Source organism: Paenibacillus taichungensis (assembly GCF_003287275.1).
Taxonomy (GTDB): domain Bacteria; phylum Bacillota; class Bacilli; order Paenibacillales; family Paenibacillaceae; genus Paenibacillus; species Paenibacillus taichungensis_A.
Genome location: NZ_QEVW01000012.1, coordinates 18406 through 30002 on the forward strand (window position 1 = coordinate 18406; position 11597 = coordinate 30002).

The window sequence follows — 11597 nt, forward strand, 5'->3', positions numbered from 1 at the left end:
AGAATCCTTCTTCTCTCTTAAGGATATTGTCAGTATTCGATTATTTGATATATTCCTGATGGCGTTTGGCCATATTCTTAAGCGTTGTATCAATATCCTGCTCATTCAGGAAGTATTTCTCGTATTCTTCCTTGCGGGCATCCAGCGCTTGCTGCGGTACATTCAATTGGAATGATGGGAACTCACCGAACACAACGCTATTCATCGACTCTGTATCGTATTTGTCTTCAACACCCTTGAGCAGCAGGTCCATTGCCTGCTTGTTATCAACGCTCTTCGAGGATGGAAGGCGTCCTCCGCTTGCCATCGGCAACATTCCGCCGTCCGCATACCACTTTGCGAATTTCCATGCCGCATCCTGATGCTTGGATTTTGCATTAACGGAGAGCATATCCCCTAAACCGCCAGCATATTTATAATCCTTCTGATCGGCAGATACTTTCGGAATTGTAGCGAATGCGATTTTGAAGTCATGCGGAAATTCCTTCAGGTTATTGGCGTTGCGGAAAATAAATTCTCCTGCGGCTAACATAGCTGCCTCCCCTTTGAGGAACATGGTGTCTACCGGCATCTTACTTGTTACCTGTTCTCCATATTCGGGTGTCGATTTGTCCAAAAACATCATGTCATGCACGATTTGAAGCTGCTTTTTCCAAAGATCATTATTGAAGTTAGATGTTCCTTCCGGCGTGGTTACGCCAAGACCCGCTATGGTACCGTCGATTGCAGCGGTAAAGGCAGCATCATGCTGCATAAGACCGTACACATTCGTTTTTGTTAGCGCTTTCGAATATTCCCTCAAGTCATCCCATGTCCAATCAACGGGAGGAATCGGAAGACCGGCTTCATCCAGCATGCTTTTGTTAAGCCAGATGAATAACATGTTTTTCTTTGTCGGAATGCCATAATACTTATCTCCGATTTTCCATTGAGCGGCGTCTACTCCCATTTGCTCGTCGATGTTGTAATCTGTTCTGTTGCTCAGATCCAAAGCGACTCCTGCATCCACACGTTTCTGTAAACGGTTAATCGTGTAGTTGACGAACAAGTCTGCGTCCTGACCCGTCATGAGCGCGGTATCCAGCTTCAAGTTGCCGGGGTCATCATTTACATAACGGAAGTACTCGACCTGAATGTCAGGATTTTCTTTGTTCCAGCTGTCAATCACTTCTTGAGGTCCAGCCTCGGCAGGAACAGCTCCCCAAAGCGTGAGATTAATGGTCTCACCAGCTTTTTGATTCGCCGATCCCGCACTCGCTCCCTCGTTGTTAGCCCCTCCGCATGCACTGAGCATCGAAGCTGTCAAAGTCGTAATCAAAGCTGCCTTTAACCAATTTCTATATTTCATTTACAGTCCCCCTTATCGAGTTGATAAGCTGTTTGCTACGTCTTTAACTTTATCACCAGCCTGACATTGGGGGTATGAACGGTGTTTGGATATTCATAGAACGATTTTTTGTTCTTTACGGTATTCGTTCGGGGTCAGCCCGCACCACCGCTTGAATATTTTAATGAAATAATTGTCGTTCTCGAAGCCTACCAACCTGCCAATTTCACTCACCGTTTTCTCTGTCTCTGTCAGCAGCATTTTCGCTGCTTGAACGCGGCGGTTTTGAATAAAATGCGTCATCGTGATTCCCATCTTCTTCTTGAATAAGTCACTAACATAACTGGCATCCATGCGAACATATTCAGCCAATCTTTTTAATGTCACATCCTCGGCGAAATGCTCCTCAATGTAGGTAATCATTCGGTTCAGTTCCGGATGATCCGTTGGTTCTTGGGCAGTCTTATCCGGGAACCATTTATCTGCCAGGCGAAGCTTATCCATTCTCGTCAGTTCTCCGGCTACTTTTTCCATGGTTTGCTTCAGTTCCTTCAAATCCAGAGAAAGTTTCATTAAATAACCTGAAGCCCCGTATTCCAATGCTTGTCTGGCATACTCAAATTCACTTACTGCCGTCAACATAACGAACCTGCATTCATGTCCCTCCTTTCTCGTGAGCTGAAGTAAACGGATGCCATCCATGAGCGGCATGAAAATGTCGGAAATGACAACATCGGGCTGCAGATCCCGAATCAACTGCAAACCTTCCTCGCCATTTACCGCCTCACCGATAATTTCAAATGGGATATTCGCCTTTGTAAACAATTTGCGCAAGCTTGCTCTTGCGTACTGTTCATCTTCAACGATCAATGTGCGCCACAATGGTGCTCCCCTCCTTCAAATATGGTTTGGATAACAATAATGGGAAATGCATGAAGACCTGCGTTCCATCCGCCGTCGACTCTATCCGAAGTCCTGTTGGCTGGTTCTTAAACATAAGTTCCAAGCTCTCGCGAAGGTTCTGTACGCCAATGCTTTTTCGTTTCCGGAAGGACTGATTCGCCTGGGATTTTTTCATTCCTATGCCATTGTCCGCAACCTCCAAAATAAGCAGCGAATGGTGGATTGATGCACGAATGTCAATCCGCCCCTCAATCTGTGTTTGTCCAAACCCGTGAATCAACGAATTTTCTACCAGCGGCTGCAGACAAAATTTTGGAATCAGTGCATACTCCAGGTCCCTGGAAACTTCATAGTGAAGCTCGATGCCATGTCCAAACCGTTTCCGTTGGATATCCATGTAGGATTCAATTAGCACAATCTCCTCCTTCAGAAGAATAAGATCAACCTCCAAATTCAGCGTAGTTTCTAATATTTTTCCTAGCGATACACAAATCTCGTAAATCTCATCTTCATCCTTATCCAGTGCAATGCTCTTGATTGTATTCAGCGTATTCAGCAAAAAATGAGGATTCATTTGACCAAGCAACACCTGAAATCGGACGAACTGCTTTTGCCGCTCCTCCAGCTTTAACTGTTCCAACAGATTATTGATGTCTGCGATCATAAAATTAAAGCTTCGGGTTAGCGCCAGCAATTCACCTCTTCCTTGTTCCGGCAGCTTTGTCTTCAAATTCAATTTAACGGTTGTCTCCATCTTTCGTTGAAGATGCTTTAAAGGACCGGTAACGGTTGAAGAAATGAAATAAGTCAGCAGCACAAACAGCAGCAGGATGGCCCCATATACGGTATAGAACCTCCGCTTTTGTTTGTTCACTTCTTCAAATAACAAGGACAGGGGAATCTTTTTCACAAGATAACCGTCAAGCTCTTGAATCTTGCTATAGGTATACATCATATGATTGTTCACAATGGATTGGGAGGAGTTATCCTGTCCTTGGCTCTGACTTGCTGCTGTAATGGCAGATGACACGGTAGAGGGTATATTATCCCCCGACTTGGATTGAAGCATAATTCTCCCATATCCATCCATTAGAAAATAGGCCCCTTCACCATCGCTGCCGAATGAATTTTCCTCCGTTTTTTCCTGAAACCATGCTTCATAATCGATACTAAAACGTCCATATGCGAAGGGTTTCAGCCCGTCGTCACGCAGCACTTCGTAAAGGCTCAGCATCCGATTTCCTTTTCTCTCACGAACGCCGGTCGTCAAATCATTGGATTTCCATAAGTAACGCTGTCCCTCGGTCCTCTTCAGCTCCTGTACCCAGGGCTCGGAACTGATGTGGGCATAATTCAGAGAATTCTCTGGCGTATACGAAGTGTAAGCATTTCCTTTTAAATCGATCAATGTGTAGAATACGGTAGCTCCCGTAAGGAAAAAGCTGTTCTCAATACTAGCAAATTTATTTTCCACAATTCGTTTTCGATGGATGGCATCATATAATTCCGGCTTCTGCATCACTTCGCGGAGGACAGAATCCTGATCCAGCAGCATCCCAGTCTTCATCACAAGACTCATCAAATCGATAAGATCGGCTTTGATGCCTTCGAGTTGCTTGACGTTAATGTCCGAAGCGTCCCGTTGAAGCATAACTTCCGTTTCTCGGAAGTTATAGAGGAATAATATGGCTATGGGCGTCAGGAGGAATAACAGAAAGGAAAATAGTATTCGGTGTTTAAAAGTGCCTGGCGTTATTCGTCGCAGCCATGTGGTCAACATGATTATTTCTCAGCCCTCCCATCGATGTATACCTCCCAATTTACTGAACATTACGGTTGATCGCAACAGTAAATTGTAAGCGCTTATATGAAAAGTTGGGAGCCTCCTCTTTCCTATGGAATAAAAAAACGACAGCCAAATAATTGACTGTCGTTAGGTTCTTACTATTTCCGAATCGACTTGAAGGACTCCGTCTGCTGTGTAATGCCTTTCTCTGCCGCAAATCGCTCGATGCTGGATGCGCCGAAGAATCCATCGATGCCCTTCGTTCTCTCAATGACATAGGCCGCATCCTCCGGATCCGCAATGGGTCCACCGTGGCAAATAATCATGATCTCCGGGTTCACAGCCCGCCCTGCTTCAATAATCGCCTCGATTCGTTGTACACAGTCGTCCAGAGTCAGCGCTGTTTTTGCACCAATCGAGCCCTTAGTCGTCAAGCCCATGTGCGCAACCAAAATGTCAGCCCCCGCCTCCGCCATGGCTTTTGCCTGAGCAGGATCAAAAACATACGGCGTAGTCAGCATATCCAATTCATGAGCGACACGGATCATTTCAACCTCCAGATCGTACCCCATACCGGTTTCTTCCAGGTTTTGTCTGAACACCCCATCAATCAAACCAACGGTTGGGAAGTTCTGAACTCCGCTGAAGCCCTGCTCCTTCAGCTGCTTCAGGTATACCTCCATAATTCGGAAAGGATCGGTGCCGCATACCCCTGCCAAAACAGGCGTATGTTTGACGACAGGCAGCACCTCGGCTCCCATCTCAACGACAATTTGATTAGCGTCTCCATAGGAGAGCAAGCCAGCCAGTGAGCCGCGGCCCGCCATTCTGTACCGACCGGAATTATATACGATTAACATATCTGCTCCGCCCGCTTCACTGCTCTTGGCCGTAATGCCCGTGCCTGCCCCGACACCTAGAAGAATTTTCCCCTGCTTTACCTCTTCCTTAAATTTGTCCATAATTTCTGATCTGTTCAGCTTATTCATTTCGTATTTCCTCCTTATTGGATTCATTCGGAATTTGATGTCATGAGATCGATCAGCTTTTGTGCTGCGGCTTCTGCAAAGGCTGGATCGTTGATGGCGCAATCCATTTCAATCACTTCAACAATTGAGTGATCGACATGCTCACGTAGGGTATCAAACAACATCCGGTCCTCCTCCGGTCCGTAGAAAGGCTCCCCCTCCACATCAATTGAGGAGACGCCTCTAAGCGGCAGCATTAACACGGTTTTTTCCTTTGCCATGTTCAGCTTCTCCGCAAGTTTCCTGCCGATCTGTTCATTCTCTTCCACCGTGGTTCTCATCAGAGATACAGTCGGATTATGCTGATAAAACTTATGATCCTTGAATTTCTCCGGCACAGTATTGCTCGGCCCAAAATTGCACATATCCAAAGCGCCCACCGAGACTACCTGCGGAATACCATTGCGGCCTGCAGCCTCCAAGCGATTCGGCCCCGCATTTAAGACACCGCCGATGATTTCATCCGCCCACTCCGTCGTCGTCAAATCCAATACACCTTCAATGAAGCCTGCTTCAATCAACGCCTCCATGGACTGCCCTCCGATGCCCGTAGCGTGGAACACAAGCACCTCGTAGCCCCGCTCCTCCATATATTTTCTTGCCGCTGTCACACATGGTGTTGTCACTCCGAACATCGTCGCTGCAACCAGCGGCTTCTTATCCGGTTTGTGCGTATGCTCAAACTTGAGCATGCCCGCCATCGCAAATAATGCATTTGTAAATATTTTCGTGGAAATTGAGTTCAACCCTGCTACATCCACCACGGACGGAATCATGACAATATCACACGTGCCTACGTAAGGAGCTGTGTTTCCAGAAGCAACGGTTGATACCATCACCTTAGGGACACCAATCGGCAGGGCTCTCATGGCAGGTGTGACCAGGGAGGTTCCACCAGTGCCACCAAAGGAAATGATTCCGTCAAATTTACCCTGTTTGTACAACTGTGGTACCAGCTTCTTCAATCCTATGGACAAAACTTCTGTAGCCAAAGCCCGATCCTTCTTTGCCGCAAGTTCTTCTATGATCATGCCTGCGGCGTGAGCGACTTCCTGATTGGACACATCCGGAACAAAGGACGGTTCAAATACACCTGTATGAATCATCAATGTCCCCAACCCAAGCTCCTCTGCAATGCTCTTGATGTAAAGGTACTCATCACCCTTTGTATCAAACGTTCCAATGATTGCGACTGTTTTCATTCCACGGCCTCCTCGTATGACTCTTTAGAAACCAAGCTCGATCGCAGGTAGCAAGCTGATTTTTTTGGCTAACAGAAAAACCAGTACGATCGTTATAACTTCATCATACTGGTCCTGTTTATTTATGAAAACGCTTTTATGTTCTATGTTTTTGTGTTTAGGTTAGATCTGTACTTCTTGGGAGAGCAACCCTTAAGCTTTTTGAACATTTTGCTGAATTGTGCGTAATTGGGATACCCAACCATTCCGGCCACTTCGGATAATTGAAGCTGCGGCGCATGAAGAAGCGTGACGGCTTTATTTATGCGGAAGCTCACCAGATAGGTCTGAAAGCTGCAGCCAACCTCCTTTTTAAACAAACTGCTCAAATAGCTGCGGGAAACATGAGCAACCTTGGCCAGATCCGAAAAAACAATTTCACTGCTGTAGTTTTGCGCCACGTACTCTTTGACAAACTCAACGTAATCATAATGATGGGTGATACCTTTCAGCATTTTGACCATAAAATCGTCCTCATCCAGTTTACCCAGGCGTTTAAAATCGCGTGTAATTGCCGTAATCGACTTCTCGGAAGGAATTCGTTCAAAAGAAGAACCGCCAATATAGCCCATAATATCTGTGTTGTCGCTATACATGTACTGGACATCGACCGGCGTCTTTACCGGGCCGCCATAAATCATCTTGATCAAATTCGGCTTAAACTGATTGCAGGTATCAAAAATACGCAGCGCCTTTGATTTGGCGGCCTCCAAGGATACAACCTTCCGTGCACCCAATAACCCGCCTTCGGTCAGGCCGAGATGAGCACAGATTACATCTGCTCCCGCTTCAATCATCTGGGCTGCCTGAAGCTCATCAAATACGAACGCCACCGTAAACAAATCCTGTTGATGGGCCAGGCGTATAGCCTCAACCTCAATGTCATAACTTATTCCGTCTTCCTCCAGAGCCTCTCTGAACAATCCGTCTATCAGGCCAACTGTAGGATAGTTGTTGACTCCCGAAAACCCTCTCCTCTTGATTTCCTCTATATAATCAGCCAATACTATGGTTGGATCATTCGCATTCAGTCCAAAGAGTACGGGAGATTGCCTCACCAGCGGCACAATTTCTCTTGACGCAAAATCCATCACCATATCATTACTGTTGCAAAACGGCAAAAAGCCGGCAAGAGAGCTCCTCCCCATCTGGCGAAACTTGCCGGAGTTCAGCATTAATATAAAATCCGCTCCATTCTGAGCTGCATACTTGGCTGTAATGCCCGTGCCAGTTGAGACACCGATGATGTGATTTCCCTCGCGCAGCTGTGATTGAAGACGCTCCAGTATGACTGTTCTGTTCAAACTCATCCGCTCCTCAACACAATTTAACAATTGTAGTTTTTGCTCCTCATTATTATTGTACATCATTCCATATAGCTCATTCCCTCCTTCCTCGAACCGTTTTGTTAAGGGGCATCAAAAAAGCCGATTTCCCAGTTGGGAAATCGACCTCAGACAATGCTCTTGATTCGTTACTGTGTGACAATAATCGGACCATTTTTAGTAAGGATAATCGTATGTTCCACTTGAGCTACATAGCTTTTTTCTGTAGCAAAGGTCCATTCGTCTTCTTTTTGATACACTTGTTCTTCTAAAGTTGAGATAAATGGTTCGAATGCAATAACCATGCCTTCTTTTAATAACTCATCATCCGATGTATCGTTATAATTATAAATATGGTCAGGTGCTTCGTGTATGTTACGTCCAACACCATGTCCTGTAAGGTTTTTAATTACGGTTAATCCATGCTGTTTTGCTGTTAGGAATACCGCTTTTCCGATGCCGCTTTTTTTGGAACCAGGTTTTGCTTTTTTAAGACCTGCTTCAAATGCTAGCTTAGCAACGTCGCATATTTTCGTTAACACTTCTTCTCCTTCGCCTACTACAAACGAGATTCCTGTATCTGCGAAATAACTGTTTTTCGAGCCAGAGACATCTATATTGACTAGATCTCCTTCTTGAATAACCCGTTGCCCCGGAATACCATGTGCCACTTCTTCATTAACACTAATGCAAGTATAGCCAGGAAAATTATATGCACTTTTTGGAGCTGAGACTGCGCCTTCTTTCTCAAAAAGCTCTCCAGCTATATCATCAAGTTCCTTCGTCGTTATGCCAGGAACTGTTCTTTGTACCAATTCATCTCTGATAAAGGCAACAATTCTGCCAATTTCCTTCAAACCATTAAAGTCTTCTTCTGTTTTTGCAATCATTGTTTTCTGACCTCACTATCTTTTATCATCAATTAAATATATAAGCTGAAACAATCAATTAGATAATCATATCCAAATGGTCAAAGCTTCGCAACTTTTTTTAGAAACTCAATTTATCAATAACACATTGACACTAAAAAAGAAAAGCCCCTTCCGTCTTCAAAGGGGCTGAATATCGCATTATACCTCTTCTTCTCCGGCCTGACTCGGCGGAGCCATCAGACCTTTGACGGCACCCATAAATGGATGGATGGATTTGATCATGCCGTAGCCCATTTTCATGACCGGCATGAATTGCTGGATCATGCCGAATAGCCGCATGCCGCCGCCAAGTATGCCTCCAGCCGAAGCCGCACCACCAAGCCCGCCAAACAGCGAGCCCATCATCGGTAGAAAGGACGAAACCTGCGCACGTGATACTGCGCGCGAGCGGGTAGACGGTTTACGTGTACCATTTACCCGTTTCCGGTTCTGAGAACGACCGTTTTTGTTGCGTGAAACGCCCTTTCTTTTGGAACGCGGGGAACTGTCCGCTGTGGCCACCGTGTTGGATAACTTTCCTCCCCCGGTAAGCACCACGCCTCCGCTATTCACGTCAGAAATGTAACCGATGTACGTTTCACCACTATGAAGAGTCACGCAGACGGGCCGGGCCTTATACCGCTTTGCCTTTAGGCGTATTTCATTGGTTTTAGCCATGGATTTTCACCTCGCTCTACTGAATCTACTTCAGTTTACGCAAGAAGTGGACTACTTGCCTGTGCGAATGAGACATACGTGCGGTATTCGCTATAGGTCAATTCATCAAATTAAATGATAGCAGTGGAAATATAACTACAAATCTCGCGGAGCCCACCACCAACAAAAGCAAAGAGCTAAGCGGGACATATGCCGCTTAGCTCTTTGGTCTCTTTAAATGCTAACTCTACTTATTCAGCAAGGCATTGGCCTTCTTCGCCGCTTCAGCTACAGCGGCCTCTGCCGAAACGGAAGAATCAACAACCGCACGAAGAATCTCATTCTTGATCATCTCACCAATCTCTGGATAAACCTTCTGCATTGGACGTGGACCCGCATATTCCAGTTGGTCTACCGCCACCTTGAACAGTGGCTTTTCCTCATAAAGCTTCTTCATTTCATCGCTCTCCACTGCACTGATTCGGCTAGGCAAATAGCCCGTGAAGGAGCTTGCATAAATCGTTTGTTCTTTGGAGGTCATCCACTTGATAAACTTCCACGCCGCTTCCTGCTTTTCTGGAGTCAAGCCAGAAGTCATAACTAGGTTGGCACCGCCTGTCGGCACTCCAAACGTATCATTTGCAGGCATAAATGTCGTTCCAAGTTCAAAGCCCTGCTCTTCTGCAACCTTCATATTATTGGTCAGATCCGCAGTGGAGGAGAACAGCATCGCTGAACGCTGATTGTGGAAATCCGTTTTGGCTTGCGTACCCGCATCATCGGTCGTACCGATGCTCATAGTACCTTCATCCTTCATCTTGAGCCACAGCTTCACAGGTTCAATGCCGGTTTCATTATCAAATGCCGCACTTTTTCCGTCCTCGCTGATCATCGTGCCCCCACTCTGCCTTACAAAAGCTTCATAAAGCCAAATATCGACAGGCATCGAGATACCGTAACGCTGATCCTTAATCGTTAGCTTGCGTGCATAATCTTCAAATTCTGCCCAATTCTTGGGTCCAGCAGGATCCAGTCCCGCCTCCTTCAGCATCGTACGATTAAAGTACAGAATCGGGGTGCTGCGTAAATACGGGAGAGCATATAGTTTTCCATTCACATAGGAATTTCCCATTAGCCCTTGAATGAAATCTTCCATATCCAGCTGGTCCTTCTCAACAAAAGAAGTCAACTCCTGCGTCATGCCTGATTCGGCAAACACACCCACTGAAGCAATTTCATTTTGCCATACTTCGGGGGCATTGCCCGCTGCAAAAGCAGCCTGTGCCTTTGAATGCTGATCTGCATACGTCCCTTGATATTCCGCCTTCACGATCACTTCATCTTGGGATTCATTAAACATCTTAACCAAGTTCTCATTGTTCTCGGCGATCTTGTCTCCCCATGAGTACCAATATGTAATCTCTATTGGTTTGTTGGCCGTATCATTGGAATTGCTACCGGAAGCAGCGCCGGTTGAACCATCAGAGTTGGAAGCACCACAAGCTGAAAGAGTAAGCGCAAGCGTTGCCGCTAACAAAACAGATCCAAATTTTTTCATGAATAAACCCTCCTGTTAATCTGATTATTTAACACCCGAATAGACAAATGCTTTAATAATTTGACGTTGTCCAAATAAGAAAACAATAAGAATCGGAACGACCAAAATCATGTTTCCAGCCATCAAAATATGCCAGGCAGCTCCTCCGTCAACCTCGCGCAGCTTAGAGATCCCGATCGGAAGCGTTCTTGCTGCATCGGAGGTTGTCATCACGAGCGGCCAGAAATAATCATTCCAGTGTGCAATGAAGCTGAACAATGCGAATGTTACTAACGTTGGACGCGCCATTGGCACCATAATCTTAAGAATGATCTTCCATTCCGGCGCCTGGTCAAGTCGCGCAGCTTCAATAAGCTCTTCCTGTACTTGCTTGAATGACTGCCTGAGCATGAATATGCCAAAGGCACTGGAAGAGAAGGGCAGAATGAGTGCCAGCAAATTGTTAATAAGTCCCCACTTGCTCATCAACAAATACACAGGTAGGAAAATGAGCTGACCAGGAATCATCAAGGTCACCATCGTAATCCCGAATAACAGCTTGTCTCCTTTGAAGGAGTATCTTGCAAAAGCATAGGCTGCCAATATTATCGTCGTGAATTGAAGAACGAGTATGCTGACCGATACAACAACGCTGTTCATTAGATATTTCAAAAAAGGCCCCGATTCCCACGCCGCTTGGAAATTGCTCCACATCACCTTGGAGGGAATCCACTTGGGTGGAAAAATTACCGTCTCCGGGTAAGACTTCAAAGATGTTGAAATCATCCATAGAAAAGGGATAGCAAAAATCGCAACCAATGCTATTGTGGCAGTAATATTGAGCGTACGTAGCAATGACTTCCTTGCCATAAATTCCCCTTC

At 45.8% G+C, this 11597-nt stretch carries 10 protein-coding genes; all 10 read right to left on the reverse strand.

Translation table 11 applies throughout. The annotated features are described in order from the left end of the window. Positions 1 to 40 precede the first annotated feature (40 nt). The 10 genes from DC345_RS18280 to DC345_RS18325 all read right to left on the reverse strand — a co-directional run bounded on the left by DC345_RS18280 (position 41) and on the right by DC345_RS18325 (position 11585). On the reverse strand, positions 41 to 1348 hold the full coding sequence (locus tag DC345_RS18280) for an ABC transporter substrate-binding protein (RefSeq protein WP_113054279.1): 1308 nt from the start codon (positions 1346 to 1348) through the stop codon (positions 41 to 43). A gap of 93 nt (positions 1349 to 1441) precedes the next feature. Beyond that, entirely contained in the window at positions 1442 to 2209 is a 768-nt protein-coding gene (locus tag DC345_RS18285; RefSeq protein ID WP_113054280.1) for a response regulator transcription factor, read from the reverse strand. Next, positions 2187 to 4010, reverse strand: coding sequence for a cache domain-containing sensor histidine kinase (locus tag DC345_RS18290; RefSeq protein ID WP_113054281.1), 1824 nt, complete (start codon positions 4008 to 4010; stop codon positions 2187 to 2189). The genes DC345_RS18285 and DC345_RS18290 overlap by 23 nt, the downstream gene beginning before the upstream one ends. A 164-nt stretch (positions 4011 to 4174) precedes the next feature. Next, a complete protein-coding gene (locus DC345_RS18295) occupies positions 4175 to 5005 on the reverse strand; it encodes a phosphoenolpyruvate hydrolase family protein (protein ID WP_113054282.1) in 831 nt (276 codons plus the stop codon). A gap of 23 nt (positions 5006 to 5028) precedes the next feature. Continuing rightward, positions 5029 to 6246 (reverse strand): Tm-1-like ATP-binding domain-containing protein, encoded by a 1218-nt coding sequence (locus DC345_RS18300; protein WP_113054283.1) that lies wholly within the window; start codon positions 6244 to 6246, stop codon positions 5029 to 5031. Between the two features lie 143 nt (positions 6247 to 6389). Continuing rightward, positions 6390 to 7595 (reverse strand): phosphoenolpyruvate hydrolase family protein, encoded by a 1206-nt coding sequence (locus tag DC345_RS18305; RefSeq protein ID WP_113054540.1) that lies wholly within the window; start codon positions 7593 to 7595, stop codon positions 6390 to 6392. A 164-nt stretch (positions 7596 to 7759) separates the two neighbouring features. Further along, positions 7760 to 8500 carry a type I methionyl aminopeptidase gene (gene map, locus DC345_RS18310; protein ID WP_063568306.1) on the reverse strand — a complete coding sequence of 247 codons (741 nt, stop codon included), beginning with the start codon at positions 8498 to 8500 and terminating at the stop codon, positions 7760 to 7762. A gap of 180 nt (positions 8501 to 8680) precedes the next feature. Continuing rightward, entirely contained in the window at positions 8681 to 9199 is a 519-nt protein-coding gene (locus tag DC345_RS18315; RefSeq protein ID WP_113054284.1) for a hypothetical protein, read from the reverse strand. Positions 9200 to 9425: 226 nt separating this feature from the next. Further along, complete coding sequence (locus DC345_RS18320) at positions 9426 to 10736, reverse strand: ABC transporter substrate-binding protein (RefSeq protein WP_113054285.1); 1311 nt, start codon at positions 10734 to 10736, stop codon at positions 9426 to 9428. A gap of 24 nt (positions 10737 to 10760) precedes the next feature. After that, complete coding sequence (locus DC345_RS18325; protein WP_064637538.1) at positions 10761 to 11585, reverse strand: carbohydrate ABC transporter permease; 825 nt, start codon at positions 11583 to 11585, stop codon at positions 10761 to 10763. Positions 11586 to 11597 lie beyond the last annotated feature (12 nt).

Bases quoted from the DNA above. Each gene is read 5' to 3' on its own strand.
- DC345_RS18305 (WP_113054540.1), bottom strand. From the start codon at position 7,595: ATGAGTTTGAACAGAACAGTCATACTGGAGCGTCTTCAATCACAGCTG.
- DC345_RS18290 (WP_113054281.1), bottom strand. From the start codon at position 4,010: ATGTTGACCACATGGCTGCGACGAATAACGCCAGGCACTTTTAAACAC.
- DC345_RS18315 (WP_113054284.1), bottom strand. From the start codon at position 9,199: ATGGCTAAAACCAATGAAATACGCCTAAAGGCAAAGCGGTATAAGGCC.
- DC345_RS18320 (WP_113054285.1), bottom strand. From the start codon at position 10,736: ATGAAAAAATTTGGATCTGTTTTGTTAGCGGCAACGCTTGCGCTTACT.
- DC345_RS18325 (WP_064637538.1), bottom strand. From the start codon at position 11,585: ATGGCAAGGAAGTCATTGCTACGTACGCTCAATATTACTGCCACAATA.
- DC345_RS18280 (WP_113054279.1), bottom strand. From the start codon at position 1,348: ATGAAATATAGAAATTGGTTAAAGGCAGCTTTGATTACGACTTTGACA.
- DC345_RS18295 (WP_113054282.1), bottom strand. From the start codon at position 5,005: ATGAATAAGCTGAACAGATCAGAAATTATGGACAAATTTAAGGAAGAG.
- DC345_RS18300 (WP_113054283.1), bottom strand. From the start codon at position 6,246: ATGAAAACAGTCGCAATCATTGGAACGTTTGATACAAAGGGTGATGAG.
- map (WP_063568306.1), bottom strand. From the start codon at position 8,500: ATGATTGCAAAAACAGAAGAAGACTTTAATGGTTTGAAGGAAATTGGC.